Here is a 21,991-nt window from a genome sequence, read left to right as displayed (position 1 = left end):
CTTGCTAAATTGAAATGGGCTAGGCGATTTCGCGCCAGTCGAGCCCGTAATCCTGATTCGCCACTTGCAGCCAGTCCGGGTCACACCCGAGGGCGTCGACGAAACATTGCCGGGCCAGCTGTGGCAGGTTGTTCTTGCTGCTGAGGTGGGCCAGCACCAGGTGCTGCAGGTTCTGCCAGCCCAACTCCGACACCAGGCGCGCGGCCTGGTGGTTGTTCAAATGTCCGTAGTCGCCACCCACGCGCTGCTTGAGGAACATCGGGTAATGCCCGCGGCCCAGCATGTCGCGACAATGGTTGGCTTCGATCAGCAAGGCGTCCAGGCCCTGATAGCTGTCGAGCAGGGCCGCGTCGTACGAGCCCAGGTCGGTCAGCACGCCAAACCGGCGGCGGCCATCGCTGAACACATACTGCAAGGGCTCCAGCGCATCGTGGCTGACGCCAACGGCGGCAATGCTCAATGCACCCAGCTGCAGGGTATCGCCAGCTGCCAGGAAGCCGCTGGGCTCCACGGGCTTGCGCATCCCGCGCAAGGTGCCACGACTGAGGTACACCGGCACATTGTAGCGCCGCGCCAGCAAACCCACCCCATGCACGTGGTCGGCATGCTCGTGGGTCACCAGCACCGCGCTCAACTGCGCCGCCGACACGCCGAGCAGCGCCAGACGCCGCTCGGTTTCGCGCAGGGAGAACCCGCAATCGACCAGTACGCAGGTACTGCCACTGACAATCAGCGTGCCATTTCCCTGGCTGCCACTTCCGAGTACGGCGAAGCGCACTTAACCCAGGTTGTCCTGGATGACGCTCAGCACGCGACGGGCCACATCGGCCGGGGCCACGGTGTTGATGTTCTTCTCGACCGTCACCTGCACGCTGTCACCCACCTTGCTCAGGCGTACCTGATAGCGCTCGGCGCGGGCTTCACGCTCTTCCTTGCTCGGCGCGCTGCCGAACAGGCGGCTGAAGAAACCAGGCTCCTGGTCCTTGGCCTCGGCTTTTTCGGCAAGGTTGATGTAGTACAGGCCCAGGCTGCGGTTGATATCCTCAACCCGCCATTCGCCCTGTTCCAGGGCACGGCCGACGCTGGACCACGCGCGATCGAGGTCGGCGCCCAGGTTCAGTACCGGGTTGCCGCTGCCGTCTTCGCTCAGGCTGACACGGCTCGGGGTATCGAAGTCACGGGCCGCCAGCAGCGATACCGAACCGCCCTTCTCGGCGCTGCGGGTCATGCTGGCAAGCATTTCGTCGACCAGTGCAGCGTCCACACCGGTGTTCTCGGCGCGTGCCGGAAAGTCCTGTTCGGTGGCGCTGCCGGCAGCACGCTCGACGGTCACCACATAGACTTCACTGGTATTGCGCTGTACGCCCGGCTCGATGCGAACCCGGGCACGGATTTCATTGTTGCTGCTGCCTGCAACACCGCCCAGGCGCTGGGCCATGGACGCCGACAACTCGTCGAAACGCTGCCAGGTGGTGCTGAACTCGCCGGTCTGCGGGCGCTCTTCGGCGATGCGGAAGCCGTTGTCCTCGAAGAACTGGTGGGCCACCGGCCACACCTCGGCCGGGGCGCGCTGGGCCAGGACCCAACGCGAAGCGCCGCTCTTCTGCAGGCTGAAATCGCTGATGTCGGCACCTGCCGCCAACGGCTGTGGACGCGGCACTTCGAACTCGCCCTTGACGTTGTCGTCGGCGACGTTGCGCGGAATCGGCAGCAGCGGGTCAAGACGCTTGACGTTGCTGACATCCGGCGGCAGCTGCATCGGCGGCTTTTGAGTGGCCTCCAGATAATCGCTGCCCCGGTCACGGAAGTAACCCTCTTCGCCCCAGAGCCAGCCACAACCACTGGTGCTGGAGATGATCAAGGCAAGGGCGGAAAGACCAGCCAATCGCTTCATGCGGTGTACGTCCTCAATTAAAACTTCAGGCCGCACTGGCGCATGGCCTGGCGTACCGTATCGTGACAGGATTCGCTCAGCCAGGTCAGCGGCAGGCGGATGCCTTTGTGCATCAGGCCCATTTCGACCAAAGCCCACTTCACCGGAATCGGGTTGGCTTCGACGAACAGGTCCTTGTGCAGGGGCATCAGTTTTTCGTTGATGGCGCGGGCCTCGTCGGCCTTGCCTTCGAGTGCGGCGTTGCACAGGTCGGCCATTTCGCGCGGGGCGACGTTGGCGGTCACCGAGATGTTGCCTTTACCGCCCAGCAGGATCAGTTCGACGGCGGTCGGATCATCGCCGGACAGCACGATGAAATCCTTGCTCACGCCATCCAGGATCGCCTTGGCACGCTTGAGGTCGCCGGTGGCTTCCTTGATGCCGATGATGTTCGGCACGCTCGAGAGACGAATCACGGTCTCGGCCTGCATGTCACAGGCGGTACGGCCGGGCACGTTGTAGAGGATCTGCGGGATGTCGACGGCTTCGGCAATGTGCTTGAAGTGCTGGTACAGGCCTTCCTGGGTCGGCTTGTTGTAGTAAGGCACCACCAGCAGGCAGGCGTCGGCACCGGCGTCCTTGGCATTGCGGGTCAGGTGCACCGCTTCGCTGGTGGAGTTGGCACCCGTACCGGCGATCACCGGAATACGGCCGTTGACCTGCTTGACCACGGCCTTGATGACTTCGATGTGCTCATTGACATCCAGGGTCGCCGATTCGCCGGTGGTACCGACCGCAACGATGGCGTGGGTGCCGTTTTCCAGGTGGAAGTCCACGAGTTTGCTGAGGCTGTCCCAGTCAAGACGCCCTTGTGCATCCATGGGTGTGACCAATGCCACCATACTGCCCGCAATCATGAAGCTGCTCCTGCCGGAAAAAGAGAGCGGTAATGGTACTGGCGCCACAGGGCTTGCACAAGCGAAGCAGGCGGCAGGAGCATTCCCCTCGGCGACCATTTTCGCTACCCTTCTCTCTTTGATCGGTACACAGCGGCCCGCCGGGCTGCCGACAACGCGCCCCGACAGTGCCCGAGCCCTCGATCCTGAGCCACGGAACCACGCCGACAAGCCTATTTGCCCCGTCACGTACCGACCGCTCATCGCTTTAGGAATGCTGCATGTCCACCCCCACCGTTCGCGAACAATTCCTTGTCATCAGTGCCCTGGGCGCAAACCCCATGGAACTGACCAACATTCTGTGCCGGGCCAGCAACGACAATCGCTGCTCGGTCGTCACCTCGCGCCTGACCCGCCACGGCGAGTGCAGCGCACTGGTGCTGCAGGTCACCGGTAGCTGGGACGCCCTGGCGCGTTTCGAAGCGGCGCTGCCGACCCTGGCCAAGAAGCACACCTTCACCGTGAATGTGGTGCGTAGCGCCGAACTCGAAGTGCGCCCGCTGTCGCTGCCCTACGTCGCCTATGTCAGTGCCGCGTACCGCCCCGACATCATCAACGAGCTGTGCCAGTTCTTCATCGACCACAACGTCGAGCTGGAGAACCTGACCTGCGACACCTATCAGGCACCACAGACCGGCGGCACCATGCTCAACGCCACGTTCACCGTGACCCTGCCGGCCGGAACCCAGATCAGCTGGCTGCGTGACCAGTTCCTGGACTTCTCCGACGCCCTGAACCTGGATGCGCTGATCGAACCGTGGCGCCCACAGAACCCCATGTAAGGAAACCCGCAATGGCCGTAGCACTCGACCAACCCGTCGCCGATTTCGAGGCGCAAGCCACCGGCGCCAAGACCGTCAGCCTGAGCGGCCTGAAGGGTCGCCAAGTGGTGATCTACTTCTACCCCAAGGACAGCACCCCGGGCTGCACCACCGAAGGCCAGGGCTTTCGCGACCAGTACGCGGCGTTCCAGGCGGCCAACACCGAGGTGTTCGGCGTATCGCGTGACGGGCTCAAGTCCCACGAGAACTTCAAGGCCAAGCAGGGCTTCCCGTTCGAGCTGATCAGCGACAAGGACGAAGCCCTGTGCCAGCTGTTCGACGTGATCAAGCTCAAGAAGCTGTACGGCAAGGAATACATGGGTGTGGACCGCAGCACCTTCCTGATCGACAGCGAGGGTGTGCTGCGCAAGGAATGGCGCGGCGTGAAGGTGCCCGGGCATGTGGAAGCGGTGCTGGCGCAGGCGCAAGCATTGAACAAGGGCTGAAGCGCTTCGCCGGCGAAGCGTGCGCCGCGGCTAGAGCAGCGGCGCCACCACCGGCTCACGCCGCGGCCAGGCGTCGAGCACCGCCTTGAACAGCGTAGCCAGCGGGATCGCGAAGAAGATCCCCCAGAAGCCCCACAATCCGCCAAACAGCAGTACTGCGCAGATGATCGCCACCGGGTGCAGGCTGACCGCTTCGGAGAACAGCAGCGGCACCAGCACGTTGCCGTCCAGCGCCTGGATGATCGCGTACACCGCCATCAGGTAGATGAACTGGTCGCCCCAGCCCCACTGGAACAGGGCAATCAGGGTCACCGGTACGGTTACCACCACCGCCCCCACATACGGCACCACCACCGACAACCCCACCAGCAGCGCAAGCAGCGCCGCATAATTCAGGCCCAGTGCGATGAACGCGATGTAGGTGGCCACGCCGCAGATCAGGATCTCGATGCCCTTGCCGCGAATGTAGTTGGCGATCTGGCGGTTCATCTCCTCGGCCACGCGGGTCATCAGGGCCCGCTCGCGCGGCAGGTAGCCGCTGACCCAGCGCGCGATCTGCTCGCGGTCCTTGAGAAAGAAGAACACCAGGATCGGCACCAGCACCAGGTAGATCATGATGTTGACCAGCAACGGCAGGCTCGACAGCGAGAAGGTCAGCGCCCATTGACCGAACTTGCCGATCTCGCCGCGCATCGCCTCGATGGCCTGCAGCACCTGCTCATCCGAGACCAGATGCGGGTAGCGCTCCGGCAGCAGCAACAGCAGCGACTGCCACTTGCCAAGCATGCCCGGCAGTTCGTTGAACAGGGTGATCAACTGGTGCCAGAGCAACGGCACCAGCACCAGCAGGAACACCGCCAGCGCGCTCAAGAACAGCAGGAACACCAGCCCCACCGCCACCTTGCTGGGCACCCGCAGGCGCTCCAGCGCATTGACCAGGCCCTGCATCAGGAACGCCAGCACCATGCCCGCCAGCACCGGCGCCAGCATGCCGCCCAGGGTCAGTATCGCGGTGAACCCCAGAAACAGCAGGACCGCCAGCACCACCGCTTCTTCATCCGAGAAATAGCGGTGCAGCCAGCCACGAAGCACTTTGAACATCGGTGATCCTTAAAGAGAAAGGTTCAGGCTTTCTTGAGCCAGTAGGTGTAGACCCCGGCGTCGGCCTGCTCATGCAGCAGCGTATGACCGGCCAGGCGGGCAAAAGTGCGGAAGTCGCGCTGCGAGCCGGCATCGGTGGCCACCACCTTGAGTACTGCACCACTGCCCAGGCGGTTGAGCTCCATCTTGGCCTTGAGCAACGGCAAGGGGCAATTCAGGCCGCTGGTATCCAGTTCGGCGTCGCAGGGTACGGCATCGGTCATCGGGCTTCTCCAGGCAGGTACATGCCCACGGCAGGTAGCGGCATGCACAGACCTCGTAGGATACCGCCACTGGTCGTCAACGTGTGAGCCGGCTACAGTAAGGTTCTTTGTCGACCCGAGCTTCGTGCATGAATTTTCTGCGCCCTACCCTGCTGACGCTGGCTTGCCTGCTGGCTCTACCGAGCCATGCCGACGACCTGCCGTCACTCGGCGACGCCAGCTCGGCCATCGTTTCCCCGCAACAGGAACACCAACTGGGCCGCGCCTGGTTGAGCCTGCTGCGCGGCAACGTGCGCCAGTTGTCGGACCCCCAGCTCAAGGACTACGTCGAAACCAGCGTCTACCGCCTTGCCGAAACCAGCCAGCTGCAGGACCGGCGCCTGGAGTTCATCCTGATCGACAGCAAGGAGCTCAACGCCTTCGCCGCCCCTGGCGGGATCGTGGGGGTCAACGGCGGCCTGTTCCTGAACGCCCAGACCGAGGGCGAGTACGCCTCGGTGCTGGCCCACGAACTGGCGCACTTGTCGCAACGCCACTTCGCCCGCGGCGTGGAAGCCCAGCAACGCATGCAACTGCCGATGATGGGCGCCCTGCTGGTGGGCATCATTGCCGCCGCTGCCGGGGCCGGCGATGCCGGCATCGCGGCGATTGCCGGCACCCAGGCCGCCGCCATCCAGGAACAACGGCGCTTCTCGCGCCAGAACGAACAGGAAGCCGACCGCATCGGCATCCTCAACCTGGAAAAGGCCGGCTACGATCCACGCAACATGCCGACCATGTTCGAACGGCTGATGCGCCAGTACCAGTACAGCGCCAAGCCACCGGAATTTCTGCTGACTCACCCGGTTACCGAGTCGCGGGTCGCCGACACCCGCAACCGTGCCGAACAGGCCCCCAAGGGCGGTGTGGACGACAGCCTGCGCTACCAGTTGATTCGTGCACGCCTGCAACTGACCTACGAAGGCACGCCGGGCCTGGGTGCCAAGCGCTTCCGCGCCCTGCTGGACGAAAACCCCAACCTGGATGCGGCGCGTTACGGCCTGGCACTGGCGCAGATCAAGGGCGGCCAGCTCAACGAGGCCCGCGAGAGCCTCAAGCCCTTGCTCGCCAAGGCACCCAACGACATCACCTACAACCTTGCGCAGATCGACCTGGACGTCACCAACAACCGCCTGGCCGATGCCCAGCAACGGATGGAGAAGATGCGATCCCTGTACCCGGGCAACTACCCGCTGCAGCAGTCACGCATCGACCTGCTGCTCAAGCAGAACCGCCCGGCCGAGGCAGAGAAGGCGCTGGATGCGCTGCTCAAGAATCGGCCGCAAGACCCGGATGTCTGGTATGAGGTGGCGGAGGTTCGCGGCCTGTCGGGCAACACAATCGGCCTGCACCAGGCTCGCGCCGAGTACTTTGCCCTGGTGGGCGACTTCGACCAGGCCTTGCAGCAGCTCGACTACGCCAAGCAGCGGGCGGGCAACAACTTTGTGCTGTCGTCGAAGATCGATGCCCGTCAGCGCGAGCTGATGGAACAGCAGCGGATGGTCAAGGACATGATGCGCTGACACGCATCAAGGTAGCGCGCACACCATATCGCAGGTCAGCCCCGCCCCCTTGTGGGAGCGGGCTCGACCCGCGACGCTGCTTTCAGGCGTTGCCGGAGAGCTTGAGTCGCGCCGCCTGGGTGAAGTCCAGCATGCGCTTGAGTGGCTTGAGTGCCTGCGGGATAAGCGCCGGCTCGACGAAGATCTCGTTGCTGCCCTCGCGCAGGCACTGCAAGGTGCGCTCAAGCGTGTTCATCGCCATCCACGGGCAGTGCGCGCAACTGCGGCACGCCGCGCCGTTGCCGGCAGTGGGCGCCTCGACAAAGACCTTGTCCGGGCACAGCTGCTGCATCTTGTAGAAAATGCCGCGGTCGGTGGCCACGATGAAGGTCTTGTTCGGCATGCGCTGCGCAGCCGCAATCAGCTGGCTGGTGGAACCCACCGCATCGGCCAGGTCGATCACCGCCTCTGGCGACTCGGGGTGCACCAGGATCGCCGCGTCCGGGTACAGCGCCTTCATGTCCAGCAACTGACGCGACTTGAACTCCTCGTGAACGATGCAGGCACCGTCCCACAGCAACATGTCGGCGCCGGTGTTCTTCTGGATGTAACGGCCCAGGTGCTGGTCAGGCCCCCAGATGATGGTCTCGCCGTTGTCCATCAGGCTTTCGACGATCTCCAGCGCACAGCTGGAGGTCACCACCCAGTCGGCCCGCGCCTTGACCGCCGCCGACGTGTTGGCATACACCACAACGGTGCGCTCGGGGTACTTGTCGCAGAACGCCGAAAAGTCCTCCACCGGGCAACCCAGGTCGAGCGAGCAGGTAGCCTCCAGGGTCGGCATCAGCACGCGCTTTTCGGGGTTGAGGATCTTCGCCGTCTCACCCATGAAGCGTACACCGGCCACCACCACGGTCTTGGCCGGATGCTGGTTGCCGAAACGGGCCATCTCCAGCGAGTCGGACACGCAACCGCCGGTCTCCTCGGCCAGGGCCTGGATCACCGGATCACAGTAGAAGTGGGCCACCAGCACGGCGTCCTGAGCCTTGAGCTCGGCGGCGATGGCGGCACGGTAGTCAGCCTCTTGCTCGGGCGTCAGCGGCTTGGGCTGCTTGGCGTCGAGGTGGGCCTGGACCAGAAGGCGTTCGGAAATCTGGGTCATGTTCGCAAGACCTGCAGGCGCTAGTGCGCGTAAGTCGAGTGTATCACCGAGCCCTGGCAAATCGGATAACGGTTCAGCCTGTACGACAGAACCAAAGACCCTCTGCGGCCTCGGGTTTTATGGGTTGCCGAAGGCTACAGATAATCGAATGAATTCTAAAGGGTTTTTTGCCAAACCAGGCTGGCGGGGCAAGCCCGCCAGCCCAGCGGTCAGTTGCCTGCCGGTTGCAGGCCGCCGAGGCTGGACATCACCAGCGCGGCGAACTCTTCAACGGTCATCTTCTGCCCGTTGAAGGCCACCTGGCCATCGGCATAGTGCAGGTTGGCAATGATGTCATTGCCCTTGAGCGTGGCCAGCTTGGAATACAAGGCCATCTGCCCGACCATCTCGCCGGCCATTGCGGCCTGCTTGACCTGCGCCTCGTCCTGCCCTTCCAGGCTGGCCTGCAAGGCTGCCAGGTCACCGATCATCGGCTTGGACAGCGACAAGCTGCTCTGCAGTTTCTCGATCATCTGGCGCACCAGTTGATCGGAAGGCAGGTCGGCCGACGTCGGCTTGGCCAGGTCCAGGGTGAGGTTGAAGCGACTTTCACCGTTGGCGGTCTTGAAGGAAAGGTCCTCCACGGCCACCTGAGGCTTGCCCGCCAGCAACTGCATCATCTGCACCTGCATCAGCGCCTGCTCTTCGGCATTCAGCTCCAGCTCGGGCGGTTGGCCGGCAGCGGCCGTCTCCTGCAACTGGGGCATGTGCTTCTCATAGATCGCCATGATCGCCTGCAGCGCAGGGATATCGAAGCGGTTGACCGCCACCACCAGTTGCCCGCCGCCCACGGCCTTGCCGTCATAGGTGATGGCGTCGACCTTGTAGGCGGCCCTGGCATCGACCTTGTCGCCGTTGACCTTGTAGGTGTTGCGTTGCTCCACACCCTTGACGGTCAGCGGTACCTGGCGATCGCCAAAGGTGAAGGCGCTGTCGTCCAGGGTCACGTCGGCCTGGCCTTCATAGAAGTCGTAGGGCGTCAGGGTGAGGTCTGCAACCAGTTTCAGGCCCTTGAGGTCGAACTTGAGCGGCGGCGTCTCGCTATCGACCATCGACACCTGCAAGGTGCCCATGCTGCCGTCGAGCTTGAGGCGCTTGCCTTCGAAGTCACCGCTCATGCCCAGGTCGAAGCCGGAGAACTTCACCGACGAACCGTCCTTGGCGATGTCCAGCGGCATCAGCCTCAACGTGCCGTCATACGACTGGTCATAGCCCAGGCTGAACTCGCCCTGCACCGGCGAGACATCACCGCTGGCCGCATACCACTCGGCTGTGGTGGCATCCTTCTCGATCGAGGTGCTGGATGCCGCCATCACCGGCATCAGCTTGAATGCCTTGACCCGCTGCCAGGGAAACGGCCCGTGCTCGATGCGATCGACCAGGGTCAGTTCCAGGTTGCTCGGCTCATCGCCCAGCTCCAGGTTCTGCACGGTGAACCTGTAACGCGCGACACTGCTGAACAGGTGTTGCTCCAGCGATACCAGCTCAAGCCGCGCCGTGGCACCCAGGCCCTTGAACGACTTTTGCATCTGCAGATTGGACTGTGCGGTAGCGTGCTCCAGCACGCCAGGCAACTGCTTGCCCGTATACCACGCCCCGGCCGTGCATACGGCCGCTACGGCGACGGCAAGCCCGCACACCACTCCCAGTGTTTTCTTCATGAATTGATCCGTTTGCTATCCATATTGAGGTGAAGCGATGTTACTCGTTGACGTCCATGAACTCCCGCGCCCAGACGATGTAGTCGCCGGGTACGGTGTAGGTATGGGTGAGTTCGGTGGCACTGAGGTCCGAGGCGCTGCTGGTGATGCGGCGCTGCTCGCGCAGGCAGTCGTAGGTGGCCTTGATCGCGGCGAAGTAGGCGCCATGGCCATCCACGGCGATACGCACGCCCAGCTCGGCCAGGCGCGTGTCGTCGTGCAGCTGCGGGTTGCCGTAGGTCACCAGCATCAGCGGCACGCTGACGTGGCGGGCAATCTCTTCGAGGTGATCGAAATCGCGGATGCCGACCATGCACACGCCGTCGGCGCCAGCATTCTGGTACGCGACCACGCGGGCAATGACTTCTTCGACCGGGATCAGCGCGGCATTGGTGCGCGCGATGATCGACAGCTCCTGGTCGACGCGAGCCTCCAGGGCAGCGCGGATCTTGCCCACGCCTTCGTCGATGCTGATCAGGTCGGTGGACTTGCGCCCGAACTGGGCAGGCAGCAGGGTGTCTTCGATGGTCAGCGCAGCCACGCCGGCGCGCTCGAGCTCGGTGACGGTGCGCATCACGTTCAGCGCGTTGCCGTAGCCGTGGTCGGCGTCGGCGATCACCGGCAGCTGTGCGACACGCCCGATGCGCGTGGCCTGCTCGGCAAATTCACTCAAGGTGATCAGGGCAAAGTCCGGAGCCGCCAGCACCTGTAACGAAGCCACCGAGCCGCCCAGGATGCCGACTTCGAAGCCGAGGTCGGCGGCGATTCGCGCAGACATCGGGTCGAACACGGAAGCCGTGTGATAGCAGACCGGGGAGGCCAGGAGTTTACGAAAGGCACGGCGCAAATCTTGGTGGGAGGCTCTAGGCATGATCATTCCAGTTTCTTCATCTTCATTCTGGAGGAGAACATACCATTCCTGCCCGACACTCCGACAGTCGCCAGACCCGAACCCAAACAAAAATAAGCGAACAGAAAACGAAAACGCCCCCCCTCCAGAAGCCCTGCACGCGCTGCCCCCCTCATTCTCAGGGAGAGACCAGTCGCGGCTTGCAGGGCTGTCGAGAGTGACCGCCCAAGGGCAATCTCAGACCGAGGCCACGATGAAGGTGCGCTTGAACGGGAACAGCGTGCGCCCGTCGTCCTCACGCGGGTAGTGCGCTTCCAGAAGCCTGAGGTACTTGCGCAGAAAGGCCTCACGGTCCTCGTCATCCAGGGAGCTGAGCACCGGGCGCAGTGCCGAAACCTTGACCCAGTCGAACACCGGCGACTGGCCTTCGACCACCTGCAGATGCTCGGTTTCCCAGATATCCAGCTTGCTGGTAAGCGGCGCCAGCAACCGGTAGTAGCAGTCCAGGGACAGGACATTGCGCGCCGACATGAACTTGCGCAGCTCCAGCGTGCCGATCACCCGGCCCGCAGGCCCGCATTCGCTCAGGGCCCTGAGCATCAGGTGGTACCAGGGTGCATCCCGCCAGTTGGGCATGTGCAGCGCCAGGTAGCCGCCGGCGTGCAGATTGCCGAGCAGCCGCGGCAGCAGGTTTTCGTGGTCCTCCATGAAATGCAGCACGGCAGCGGCGAACAGCAGGCTTGCCGGCTGCTTGGGCTCCCACTGGCCTATGTCGCTGTTCAGCCATTGGGCATTGACCGGCAGGGCTCGGGCCTCGGCGAGCATTTCCGCCGAGCTGTCGACGCCGAACAACTGTGCCTCCGGCCAGCGTTCGGCCAGCAGCCGGGTGGCGATTCCGGTACCACAGCCCAAATCATAGATGGACGCTGGTGCCTGCAACGGCAGGTGATCGAGCAGCTCGATCACCGGACGCTCCCTCAAACGCGAAAACTGCTGATAGCCTTGCGGGTCCCAGGTCGTACTCCCGCGCAGACCCTGTTGCTGTTTTACAAGCATTGCCACGTTCCTCTCGCTCCATGCGATCAATATTGCCGTCCAAGATTGTTCAACACCCTCAACACCAGCGCGATACCACGTCGCGTTTGCGGCTCGCGCAGCAGTTGCACCAGGCCCAGCAGGCTTGGTGGCTGGGTATCGCTGCTCTGCGCCTGCGCCATGCGCAGCGCGTTGCCCACGGTCCAGGTCAAGGCTGTCACGTCCTCGAACCCATGGGCCAGCTTGTCCACCATCGCGGTGTCGAGCAGGTCGACCAGGTCGGACCCCAGCGACAGCAAGTCGATGATGTTGTCCATGCGACCACTGACCAGCAGCGGTTCGAGTTTTTTCATCAGGGCGTCAACGCCCGGGTGAGCAAGGTGTTCCACGGTAGGTTCGAAGGTTTCCATATCGACGTACTCCTGCACCGCTCGACTCAGATCATTCCACGGGCAACCGCCCAGTAGAGGCCCCGGTTGAATCCATTGCGCAACAGGCCGCCCAGCTTGGTCGGCGGGGTGGGCACCACATCCTGCTGATAGTTGTAGGTCAGTGGCATGCCGGCGTTGAGGCCCATCTGCGCAACGGCCTGGACCTTCCCGTCGTAGACGGCGCAGGGGGTGCCCAGGCGGATCTCGCCGGCGATGTTGTTGGCCACCACCGGTGCCTGGTTATGGCAGGCACCGCCCGCCTTGCTGATGGGCAGGTCCATGGTGTCGCCGATCACGTAGACGTTCTCCAGGCCGTAGACCTGCAGGGTCTCGTGGTTGGTCGGCAACCAGCCCTCGTTGTTGGGGGCCTGGGACGCACCGCTCTGTATCACCGCGTCCACTGCACGAATGGGTGGGGTCGCCATCAGGATGTCGAACGGCTGCGCCTGGCCTTCGGCCGAATAGGCAATACGTTGATCCGGGTCCACGCGGTCCAGGGTGAAGCCACGCTGAAACCTGATGTTCTTCTGTTCAAAAAGGGTGGGCAACAGTTCTCCGGTTGGCCGCTGCATGAACAGACAGTTTCTGAGCAATTGCGCAGTGGTCGGATAGGTATAAACAATTTCAATGTTATTGCGAACACCGCGACGGCGCAGCAAGTCATCCAGCATCAAGGTAGTTTCCACCGGCGCAATACCGCACTGATGCGGAACATTGGGCGTCTGTGGGAAAGAAACGGATATGAAGATGCGCCCTTTTTCAATCGTCATCAGACGTTGCGCCAATTGTCGCGCCGCCTTGTATTGATAGAAATGATCCCCCGCCTCCTGCAGCCCCTCGATGCGCTCGGGAGCGGGTACGCAGCCCGTCGCGATCACCAGAAAGTCATAGCCCACGCGCCTTCCAGAGCGGGTGTGCAGGGTTTGCCCGGTGAAGTCGAAGCGGGTCACCTCCTCCACCTGGAAGTCGATTTCAGGCCGCAACAGCGAACGCTCGGGCCGTTTCAGGTCTTCCTGGAAATAGCTGTTGAAGGCAACGTACATGAAGGCAGGTTTGTAATAATGATCCGGCGAATTCGACAGCAGTTTGACCGTGACCTGATGCTTGAGTATTTCCGGGTATAGTTGTCTGACCAATTGATTGGCGAGCATCGTGCCGCCTACACCTCCCCCCACGACGACAATAGTTTTAGACATAGCCCCACTCCCTGGCTGGTTTTGAATCCATGCCAAGTACCATAGCAATTATAAAAAAATGCCATATACAGAATCGCTATAGCAAAACAGACATTAATTGCTACTTCAAAAAATATTACCCTTCCACCAGTGAAACTCTGCCCACTTAGCATTATTCCTTGGCACAGGCAGACTCTCCTCTGCCGCTGACTGCTTTGTGTGAAATTTTATTAACGTTTCAATTTTCACGCCTGATTGCTGTTGACTTCGCTCCCCCTCCTGAGTAAATTGCGCGGGCCGGAAATCCGGCCTTTTTTCAACTCACCAAAGAAGCCAATGGACATAGTATCTAGACGCTGTCTGGTCATTGCCGCTGCGCAACGCCAGGCACTTAACCCTGAAAATGACGGGACTCGACTCCGCGGTCGGGTAAGCTGCGCTAGGGCTTGATGCTCCAACGTGGCTTGCCTCCCCGGTTCGTCCGGTCGCGAGGCACACGTTATGTACTTCACTTCTTCTGCAATACCGGGCGTACGCGCCTTCACTTCAGCCCTGCGGGCCAGGCTTCTGCGCGCGCCCAGGCTGCCCGTGCGTGCGCCAAGCCTCCCCTGCGACTCCCCTGCCAGCAGCGCCTTGCGGGCCCGTTGGCGCGTCTGCTCCACAAGCGGCCAACGCCAGCAGCGCTGGAGCCTGGACGACAGTCAGGACCCACCGAGTCGGGGCGCCGCCCTGTTTCTGCAGCACGCCTGATCCAGGTTTGCATGCATTCGGGGTGCGTACTTCCCCTTGAATAAACGGCAACTTTGCGCTTATTAAAAAACGAATTTCCTAGTTGGAAAATTCGCCGGCACTTTATTGCCTTCGCATTAATAAAAATCTGTGGAGCACATTATGGAAGAGGCCAGTAGTCGGTTCGCTGCCTGTGCACGTTCATTCAACAGGCAGCGAACGTCACCGCTAAAGATTCCACTCTTCGAATCGATCGCCTGCCCGCGACTCGACATACTTTCACTCGCCTATGATTAGTTGAGTTGTCGGTGTGTCGTGCCGCGAGCAGGCGGCAGGAGCACAGACCATGACTGTAAAAAACCCAACACCCCGCCACACCCACCCCACCCGTGACAGCAACAAGCTGTCGATGCGCGCCGCGCGCGAGGCCCAGAACGGCCTGGCCGTTACCCTGGCCAACGTCAACTCCAGCCCCGCCGGTCTCACCGAAGAAGAAGCCCAGGGCCGCCTGCAACGGGACGGCCACAACGAAGTCGCCCATGACCGTCCGCCCCATGCACTGGTGCAGTTGCTGCACGCTTTCAACAACCCCTTCATCTATGTGCTGATGACCTTGACGGGTATCAGTTTCTTCACCGACTTCTGGCTGCCGCTGCAGGCCGGCGAAGAAACCGACCTGACCGGCGTGATCATCGTGCTGGTGATGGTGTTGGCGAGCGGTGTGATGCGTTTCTGGCAGGAACACCGATCGGCCAAGGCCGCCGAAGCCCTGAAGGCGATGGTGCGCACCACCGCAGCCGTGCTGCGGCGCGAGCAGCTAGGGGCCCAGGCGCGGGTTCGAGAACTACCCATGCGCGAACTGGTGGTGGGCGACATCATCCAGCTGTCTGCCGGCGACATGATCCCCGCAGACATTCGCCTGATCGAGTCCCGCGACCTGTTCATCAGCCAGGCGGTACTGACCGGCGAAGCCTTGCCAGTGGAAAAGTACGACACCCTGGGTGCGGTGCAGGAAAAATCCGCCAAGGCCCAGGCCGCCGACCAACAGGACCTGCTGGACCTTCCCAACATCTGCTTCATGGGCACCAACGTGGTCAGCGGGACCGCCACGGCCGTGGTGGTCGCCACCGGGGCTCGTACCTATTTCGGCTCACTGGCCCGCTCCATCGTCGGCTCCCGCGCGCAGACCGCCTTCGACCGCGGGGTCAACAGCGTGAGCTGGCTGCTGATCCGCTTCATGCTGGTGATGGTGCCCATCGTGCTGCTGATCAACGGCTTCACCAAGGGGGACTGGGCCGAAGCCTTCATGTTCGCCCTGGCGGTAGCGGTTGGCCTGACCCCGGAAATGCTGCCGATGATCGTCAGCGCCAACCTGGCCAAGGGCGCGGCCGCCATGGCCAGGCGCAAGGTAGTGGTCAAGCGCCTGAACGCGATCCAGAACTTCGGCGCCATGGACGTGCTGTGCACCGACAAGACCGGCACCCTGACCCAGGACCGCATCATCCTCGAACACCATGTCGATGTCGGCGGCAACCGCTGCGACGAGGTGCTGCAACTGGCATGGCTCAACAGCCACCACCAGAGCGGCATGAAAAACCTCATGGACCGCGCCGTGGTCAGTTTCGCCGAGGACAATCCGCAGTTCACCCCTCCGGCAGCCTGGCGCAAGGTCGACGAGCTGCCCTTCGACTTCGTACGTCGGCGCCTGTCGGTGATCCTGGCCGATGCCAGTGGTGGTCACCTGCTGGTGTGCAAGGGCGCCGTGGAAGAGATGCTGGAGACCGCCAGCCGGGTCCGCCAGCAGGGCACTGCCGTAAGCCTGGATGCCGAGCGCCGTTCGGCCCTGCTCAAACTCGCCGAGGCCTATAACCGCGACGGCTTTCGCGTGCTGCTGGTGGGTACCCGCCAAATAGCCGCAGGCGAGACGCAGACCCAGTACAGCGCCAGTGATGAGCGCGAGCTGATCATCGAAGGCTTGCTGACCTTCCTCGACCCGCCCAAGGAAAGCGCCGGCCCGGCCATCGCCGCACTGCGCGACAACGGCGTGACGGTCAAGGTACTCACCGGCGACAACCCCACCGTTACCGCCAAGATCTGCCGGGAAGTGGGCCTGGAGGCAGGCGAGCCGCTACTGGGCCGCGACATCGAGCACATGGACGATGAGGTGCTCGCGCGCCGGGTGGAAGAGCGCACGGTGTTCGCCAAGCTCACGCCACTGCAGAAGTCCCGCGTACTCAAGGCCCTTCAAGCCAACGGCCACACCGTCGGGTTTCTGGGTGACGGGATCAACGACGCCCCTGCCTTGCGCGACGCCGACGTCGGCATCTCGGTGGACAGCGGCACCGACATTGCCAAGGAGTCGGCAGACATCATCCTGCTGGAAAAGAGCCTGATGGTACTGGAGGAAGGGGTGATCAAGGGTCGCGAGACCTTCGGCAACATCATGAAGTACCTGAACATGACCGCCAGCTCCAACTTCGGCAACGTGTTCTCGGTGCTGGTCGCCAGTGCCTTCATCCCCTTCCTGCCGATGCTGGCGATTCACCTGTTGCTGCAGAACCTGATGTACGACTTCTCCCAGCTGGCGCTGCCATGGGACAAGATGGACAAGGAGTACCTGGCCAAGCCACGCAAATGGGATGCCCGGAACATCGGGCGGTTCATGCTGTGGATAGGGCCAACCTCATCCATTTTCGACATCACCACCTTCGCGCTGATGTGGTACGTGTTCGCCGCCAACAGCGTGGAAATGGCCAGCCTGTTCCAGTCGGGCTGGTTCATCGAAGGGCTGCTGTCCCAGACCCTGGTGGTGCACATGCTGCGCACCCGCAAGATCCCGTTCATCCAGAGCACTGCAGCCTTGCCGGTAATGCTGGCGACGGGGCTGGTGATGGCGCTGGGAATCTACGTGCCCTTCTCGCCGCTGGGCAGCATGGTCGGCCTGGTTCCGCTGCCGTGGGAATACTTCCCTTGGCTGGTGGGCACACTGCTCAGCTACTGCGTGGTCGCCCAGACCATGAAGACCTTGTACATCCACCGCTTCAAGCAGTGGTTCTGAAGAACGTGGCTCAGGGAGAACGCCTATGCGCGTACTGATTTGCGCCGGCCGCCATTACGCCGACAGCCGGGTGTGCCGGCAGGTTCTGGAAGCTTTCCAGCGCCTGCACCCGGTGCAGGTGGTCATCCACGGTGGCAGTCAGTTCCTCGGTGCACATATCGAGGACTGGGCCCGGGAAAACGCAGCCCACATCGTGCGCTACCCACCCAACTGGCAGCACCACGGCAAACAGGCCGAACGCCTGCGCAACCGCTTCATGCTGGCCGATAGCCGACCGGACATCGTGCTCGCGCTGCCCGGCGGGGCAGACACCGAAGAACTGCTCGAGCAGGCCCGAAGCCAGGGCCTGCAGACACTCTCGGCAGGCAACCCGTAAACCGGTGACCCCCTCCCGCGCCAGCTCGCACCCAGCCGAGCTGGCGCGAACGCAATCTCCAGGTCAACCCGCAGATCACGGTTCAGTTGCTGAACAGGGAGGGAAATTCAACAGACGAAAAAAAACCCGCTTTCTCATGGAAAGCGGGTTTTTCGAAATGGTGGGTCGTGTAGGATTCGAACCTACGACCAATTGGTTAAAAGCCAACTGCTCTACCAACTGAGCTAACGACCCGTTGCGTGGGGCGTATAATACTGATTTCCTTAAGGAAATCAACACCCCACCGTAAAAAAAATCAAAAATATCGGGTTGGGTCGGTCACGCCGGCTGCCCGGAAGCCATCTGCACGCAGGCGGCAGCTGTCGCACTTGCCACAGGCACGGCCTTGGTCGTCAGCCTGATAGCACGACACAGTGAGGCTGTAGTCGACACCACGCGCCATGCCCGCCTGAACGATCTGCGCCTTGCTCAGGTTCTGCAACGGTGCCTGGATGCGAAAGCCCTGCCCCTCGACACCGGCCTTGGTGGCCAGGTTGGCCATGCGCTCGAATGCCTCGACGAACTCGGGACGGCAATCCGGGTAGCCCGAGTAATCCACCGCGTTCACGCCGATGAAGATATCCCGCGCCTGCAACACCTCGGCCCAGCCCAGCGCCAACGACAGGAACACGGTATTGCGCGCCGGTACGTAGGTCACTGGAATGCCGTCACCCGGCGTCTCGGGTACATCGATGCTGCTGTCGGTCAGCGCCGAACCACCAATGCCATCCAGGCTCAGGCCGATCACCTTGTGCTCGACTGCACCCAGGTCACGGGCAACTCGCGCAGCGGCGTCCAGTTCGGCGCGATGACGCTGGCCGTAGTCGAAACTCATGGTATAGCAGCTGTAGCCTTCGGCCTTGGCCATCGCGACCACCGTGGCCGAGTCCAGGCCACCAGACAGCAGGATTACCGCACGTTTATCAGTCATGACATCACTCCCCAATCAGCGTCCCGGCTCGTCGTTCCACAATTGCTTGTGCAACTGCAGTTGAAAACGAACCGGCAAATTATCGGCCACGATCCAGTCAGCCAGGTCGCTGGCCTTGACCTGATGGTGGCTCGGCGAAAACAGCACCTCCCCGGCACGCTTCTCCAGACCATACTGGATCAGCTTGGATACCGCCCAGTCATAGTCTTCACGGGAACAGATGACGAACTTGACCTGATCGTTCGGGGTCAGCAGCTCGATATTCTCGTAGAGGTTGCGGTGCATCTCTTCGGAGCCCGGCGTCTTGAGGTCCACCACCCGGCTGACGCGCTGGTCGACCTTCGAGATGTCCAGTGCTCCGCTGGTTTCCAGCGAAACCTCATAGCCGGCGTCGCACAATTGCTTGAGCAAGGGGATGGCGTTGGGTTGGGCCAATGGCTCACCGCCAGTGACGCACACGTAACGCGGGCGAAAACCAGCCACCTGCTCGAGAATCGAGTCGAGGCTGCGCACGGTGCCACCACTGAAGGCATAGGCACTGTCGCAATACTGGCAACGCAAAGGGCAGCCGGTGAGACGTACAAATACCGTGGGCAGCCCAGCGGTACGCGTTTCACCCTGCAACGAGTAAAAAACTTCGGTAATTCGTAATGTGTCTTGCATAGTCGCCACGGGCGTAACAGCTAAACAGGCTGTCCGCCTCCGTCAGGCACTGCAGCGAACCCGGCATCGCGTAGTTCGCAGCAGCGTGTGTCAATAAAAGGGCATCGATTCTAACGAAAAAACCCGCGACTAGCGCGGGTTTCTTCCAGGCGGGCAGCTCAGAGCTTCTGCAGGTCGCGCTGGGCCAACTGTGCGGCGGAGGTACCCGGGTACTGGGTGACCACCTGCTGCAGAATACCCTTGACCCGGTCGGTGTGACCCAGGCGGCGCTCGACATCGGCCAGCTTGTACAGCGAGTCCGGCACCTTGCTGTGCTTCGGATACAGCTGGCTGACCTTGGCAAACGCCTGGCCGGCGCCCTGCAGGTCGCCCTTGGCAAGGTTCACTTCACCCAGCCAGTACTGGGCATTGCCGGCGTACTGACTGTTGGGGTACTTGCGCAGGAAGGCATTGAATGCCTGGCTGGCCTTGTCGAAATCCTTGGCCTTGATCAGGTCGAAAGCAGCGTCGTAATAGAGCTTTTCTTTCGCCGGGTCGCCAGGTTCGCTACTGGCTGCAGGGGCGGTGGCCGCGCCTGCAGCGGCACCGGCGGCTACATCACCACCGGTGGAAGAATTCTCGGGAGTTGCAGCGGGTGCACCGCCGGCTCCGATACGCCGATCCAGGTCCTGGTAACGCTCCAGGCCTTCCTGTTTCAGGCGGGCTACATCGTTTTGCAGTTCTTCGATCACGCCTTGCTGACGCGAAATCTGATCCTGCATCTGCTGCAATTGCATGAACAGCTGACCCTGCGCCGAGGCAGGGGCCGAAACCCCTCCCCCGGCGTAGGCGCCGCTCGTACCATAACCCGCTGGCGGATAACTGCTTGCGCCGTTATAGCCAGCGTTGTCATCAACAACAGGAACCTCGGCCCAGGCCACGAGTGGCAGGGCGAGAGCCAGGACGGTTACAGCACGGCGGCACGTTCGCATATCGAATTACTTACGCAGTTCGACGCGACGGTTCTGAGCCCAGGATTGCTCGTCGTTACCGGTAGCAACTGGACGCTCTTCGCCGTAGGAAACCAGTTCCAGTTGGGCTGGGGAAACGCCTTGCAGTACCAGGTAGCGCTGTACGGCTTTAGCACGACGCTCGCCCAGGGCCATGTTGTATTCGCGAGTACCACGCTCGTCGGTGTTGCCTTCCAGGACGACGCGAGCGCCATTGCCTTTCAGGTCTTTGGCGTGAACGTCCAGAGCGCGCATGGCTTCTGGCTTCAGGTCCGAGCTGTCGTATTCGAAGTAGAAGGTGGTGATTGCGCGCAGAGCGGCTTCTTCGCTCAGGGAACCGTCAACAGCACCGGTGTTAGCGCCGTAACCAGCGTTTGGATCAACAGCGCCTTCACCAGCGTTGTCGCCGCCCTTGGAGGAGCAACCTACAGCTACAGCCATGGCCAGAGCCAGCGCAGCAAACTTACCAAACTTCAGCATTTCCATCGTGAAACTCCTAATGAACCCCAATGTGTTAAGTGTTACGTAAAGCGCCGCGTCAGTTCAGGTAAGGGGACCAGGACGGTTCTCTGACTTCGCCTTGAGCGGTAGGAAGCGGGAGCCTCACGCGTCCGTTGAGAGAGACGAGCATCAAGACTCCCCGGCCCTGCTGGCGGGTGGCGTAGATTAGCATGGTGCCGTTGGGCGCAACAGTGGGTGACTCATCAAGACTTGTTTCAGAGAGGATTTTTACACTTCCTCGCTGCAAATCCTGCGCGGCCACCTTGAAGTTGGTGAAACCTTGCTGGCGATGAATCATTACCAGGGTCTTTTCATCCGCCGACAGTTTAGGGTTGGCGTTGTAGTTACCCACGAAAGTTACACGCTCGGCACCACCACCCGAAACGTTGGTTTTGTAGATCTGCGGCTTGCCGCCACGATCCGACGTGAAATAGATGGTCGAACCATCCTTGCCCCAGAACGGCTCGGTGTTGATACCCGGACCGGCCGTGACACGCGACATCTGGCGCGAAGCCATGTTCATCACATAGATGTCAGGGTTGCCGTCCTTGGACAGCACGAACGCCAGGCGCGAACCATCGGGCGACCAGGCTGGTGCACCGTTGAGGCCTTCGAAGTTGGTGATCTGCTCACGACGGCCAGTGTCGATGTGCTGTACGAAGATACGCGGACGACGCTGTTCGAACGACACATAGGCAATGCGCTTGCCGTCTGGCGCGAAGCGCGGCGACAGGATCGGCTCGCGCGACTGCAGCAGGGTCACGGCGCGGGCGCCGTCGTAGTCCGAACGCTGCAACGTGTAACGAGTGTTGTCCTTGGAGAAGCGTTCGGCGGTGACGTACAGCATGCGCGTGGAGAACGCACCCTTGATGCCGGTGAGCTTCTCGAACGACTGGTCGGCAATGTAGTGCGACATGTCACGCAGCTGGTCGGCAGTGCCCGAGACGCTGCCGGTCAGCACTTGCTGCTCGGTGGCGACGTTGAACAGCGCATATTGCACCTGCAGGCGACCGCCCGCTGGCACGATGCTGCCTACCATCACGTACTGGGCGCCCAGGGCCTTCCAGTCGCGGAAGATGACTTCGCTGGCCTGGCTAGGCTGGCTGATCATGTTCTGGCGCGGAATCGGCGCGTAGTAGCCGGAGTTGCGCAGGTCATTGCCAATGATATCGGCCATGTCCTCGGGCAGCACACTGCCACCCTGCAGGGCGAACGGCACGACCGCGATCGGCGTGGCACGGTCACTGCCGCTGGTGACCAGGATGTTCTTTTCTTCTGCAACGGCCATCCCTGCTGCGCAGCAGAGAACGAC

Annotated in this window: 21 protein-coding genes and 1 tRNA gene; 5 read left to right on the top strand and 17 right to left on the bottom strand. The window is 62.1% G+C overall.

Going from position 1 to position 21,991, the window contains the following annotated elements:
* Positions 1 to 19: 19 nt before the first annotated feature.
* The 3 genes from NJH59_RS20180 to dapA are packed head-to-tail and all read right to left on the bottom strand — an operon-like array spanning position 20 to position 2,790.
* A complete protein-coding gene (locus NJH59_RS20180) occupies positions 20 to 778 on the bottom strand; it encodes an MBL fold metallo-hydrolase (RefSeq protein ID WP_043864220.1) in 759 nt (252 codons plus the stop codon).
* A complete protein-coding gene (bamC, locus tag NJH59_RS20175) occupies positions 779 to 1,894 on the bottom strand; it encodes an outer membrane protein assembly factor BamC (protein ID WP_213607179.1) in 1,116 nt (371 codons plus the stop codon). It abuts the gene before it with no gap.
* A 17-nt stretch (positions 1,895 to 1,911) separates the two neighbouring features.
* Positions 1,912 to 2,790 carry a 4-hydroxy-tetrahydrodipicolinate synthase gene (gene dapA / locus NJH59_RS20170; protein WP_043864222.1) on the bottom strand — a complete coding sequence of 293 codons (879 nt, stop codon included), beginning with the start codon at positions 2,788 to 2,790 and terminating at the stop codon, positions 1,912 to 1,914.
* Between the two features lie 260 nt (positions 2,791 to 3,050).
* Between dapA and NJH59_RS20165 the strand changes: the two genes are divergently transcribed.
* Positions 3,051 to 3,611: a glycine cleavage system protein R gene (locus NJH59_RS20165; RefSeq protein WP_043864223.1), complete on the top strand. Its 561-nt coding sequence runs from the start codon at positions 3,051 to 3,053 to the stop codon at positions 3,609 to 3,611.
* Positions 3,612 to 3,622: 11 nt separating this feature from the next.
* Positions 3,623 to 4,096, top strand: a complete 474-nt coding sequence (locus NJH59_RS20160; RefSeq protein WP_043864224.1) for a peroxiredoxin — start codon at positions 3,623 to 3,625, stop codon at positions 4,094 to 4,096.
* Between the two features lie 30 nt (positions 4,097 to 4,126).
* Here NJH59_RS20160 and NJH59_RS20155 read toward each other — a convergent pair whose 3' ends face one another.
* Positions 4,127 to 5,197 (bottom strand): AI-2E family transporter, encoded by a 1,071-nt coding sequence (locus NJH59_RS20155; RefSeq protein WP_043864225.1) that lies wholly within the window; start codon positions 5,195 to 5,197, stop codon positions 4,127 to 4,129.
* 23 nt (positions 5,198 to 5,220) lie between these two features.
* Positions 5,221 to 5,460, bottom strand: coding sequence for a sulfurtransferase TusA family protein (locus NJH59_RS20150; protein ID WP_253087231.1), 240 nt, complete (start codon positions 5,458 to 5,460; stop codon positions 5,221 to 5,223).
* A gap of 128 nt (positions 5,461 to 5,588) precedes the next feature.
* Between NJH59_RS20150 and NJH59_RS20145 the strand changes: the two genes are divergently transcribed.
* Entirely contained in the window at positions 5,589 to 7,022 is a 1,434-nt protein-coding gene (locus tag NJH59_RS20145; protein ID WP_253087230.1) for a M48 family metalloprotease, read from the top strand.
* An 82-nt stretch (positions 7,023 to 7,104) separates the two neighbouring features.
* Here the strand turns inward: NJH59_RS20145 and nadA are convergent, their stop codons facing one another.
* From nadA to NJH59_RS20115, 6 genes are all read right to left on the bottom strand, one after another.
* Positions 7,105 to 8,163, bottom strand: a complete 1,059-nt coding sequence (gene nadA / locus NJH59_RS20140; RefSeq protein ID WP_253087229.1) for a quinolinate synthase NadA — start codon at positions 8,161 to 8,163, stop codon at positions 7,105 to 7,107.
* Positions 8,164 to 8,372: 209 nt separating this feature from the next.
* On the bottom strand, positions 8,373 to 9,863 hold the full coding sequence (locus tag NJH59_RS20135; protein ID WP_058541515.1) for a YdgA family protein: 1,491 nt from the start codon (positions 9,861 to 9,863) through the stop codon (positions 8,373 to 8,375).
* Positions 9,864 to 9,903: 40 nt separating this feature from the next.
* Positions 9,904 to 10,773 carry an oxaloacetate decarboxylase gene (locus NJH59_RS20130; RefSeq protein WP_043864299.1) on the bottom strand — a complete coding sequence of 290 codons (870 nt, stop codon included), beginning with the start codon at positions 10,771 to 10,773 and terminating at the stop codon, positions 9,904 to 9,906.
* Positions 10,774 to 10,989: 216 nt separating this feature from the next.
* A complete protein-coding gene (locus NJH59_RS20125; RefSeq protein WP_043864230.1) occupies positions 10,990 to 11,808 on the bottom strand; it encodes a methyltransferase domain-containing protein in 819 nt (272 codons plus the stop codon).
* Positions 11,809 to 11,834: 26 nt separating this feature from the next.
* A complete protein-coding gene (locus tag NJH59_RS20120; RefSeq protein WP_078480035.1) occupies positions 11,835 to 12,197 on the bottom strand; it encodes a DUF1641 domain-containing protein in 363 nt (120 codons plus the stop codon).
* Positions 12,198 to 12,223: 26 nt separating this feature from the next.
* Positions 12,224 to 13,414: an FAD/NAD(P)-binding oxidoreductase gene (locus NJH59_RS20115; protein ID WP_058541512.1), complete on the bottom strand. Its 1,191-nt coding sequence runs from the start codon at positions 13,412 to 13,414 to the stop codon at positions 12,224 to 12,226.
* A 1,054-nt stretch (positions 13,415 to 14,468) separates the two neighbouring features.
* Between NJH59_RS20115 and mgtA the strand changes: the two genes are divergently transcribed.
* The gene (mgtA, locus tag NJH59_RS20110; RefSeq protein ID WP_253087228.1) at positions 14,469 to 17,180 is read left to right on the top strand and encodes a magnesium-translocating P-type ATPase; all 2,712 of its coding nucleotides are present in this window, start codon (positions 14,469 to 14,471) and stop codon (positions 17,178 to 17,180) included.
* Between the two features lie 25 nt (positions 17,181 to 17,205).
* A complete protein-coding gene (locus NJH59_RS20105; protein ID WP_043864234.1) occupies positions 17,206 to 17,556 on the top strand; it encodes a DUF2493 domain-containing protein in 351 nt (116 codons plus the stop codon).
* Positions 17,557 to 17,714: 158 nt separating this feature from the next.
* Here the strand turns inward: NJH59_RS20105 and NJH59_RS20100 are convergent.
* From NJH59_RS20100 to tolB, 6 genes are all read right to left on the bottom strand, one after another.
* A tRNA-Lys gene (locus tag NJH59_RS20100) sits at positions 17,715 to 17,790 on the bottom strand.
* 61 nt (positions 17,791 to 17,851) lie between these two features.
* Entirely contained in the window at positions 17,852 to 18,526 is a 675-nt protein-coding gene (gene queC, locus NJH59_RS20095; RefSeq protein ID WP_123752985.1) for a 7-cyano-7-deazaguanine synthase QueC, read from the bottom strand.
* 15 nt (positions 18,527 to 18,541) lie between these two features.
* On the bottom strand, positions 18,542 to 19,189 hold the full coding sequence (queE, locus tag NJH59_RS20090; RefSeq protein ID WP_043864236.1) for a 7-carboxy-7-deazaguanine synthase QueE: 648 nt from the start codon (positions 19,187 to 19,189) through the stop codon (positions 18,542 to 18,544).
* Positions 19,190 to 19,347: 158 nt separating this feature from the next.
* Positions 19,348 to 20,160, bottom strand: coding sequence for a tol-pal system protein YbgF (ybgF, locus tag NJH59_RS20085; RefSeq protein WP_054914972.1), 813 nt, complete (start codon positions 20,158 to 20,160; stop codon positions 19,348 to 19,350).
* 6 nt (positions 20,161 to 20,166) lie between these two features.
* A complete protein-coding gene (gene pal, locus NJH59_RS20080) occupies positions 20,167 to 20,664 on the bottom strand; it encodes a peptidoglycan-associated lipoprotein Pal (RefSeq protein WP_042121796.1) in 498 nt (165 codons plus the stop codon).
* A gap of 52 nt (positions 20,665 to 20,716) precedes the next feature.
* Positions 20,717 to 21,967 (bottom strand): Tol-Pal system beta propeller repeat protein TolB, encoded by a 1,251-nt coding sequence (gene tolB, locus NJH59_RS20075; RefSeq protein ID WP_236171536.1) that lies wholly within the window; start codon positions 21,965 to 21,967, stop codon positions 20,717 to 20,719.
* Positions 21,968 to 21,991 lie beyond the last annotated feature (24 nt).

Origin of the sequence: Pseudomonas sp. VE 267-6A (assembly GCF_024126555.1) — a bacterium.
In the GTDB taxonomy this organism is placed as follows: Bacteria; Pseudomonadota; Gammaproteobacteria; order Pseudomonadales; family Pseudomonadaceae; genus Aquipseudomonas; species Aquipseudomonas palmensis.
Note: the sequence above shows the minus strand (reverse complement) of the source record. Positions and strands in the feature narration are given on the sequence as shown.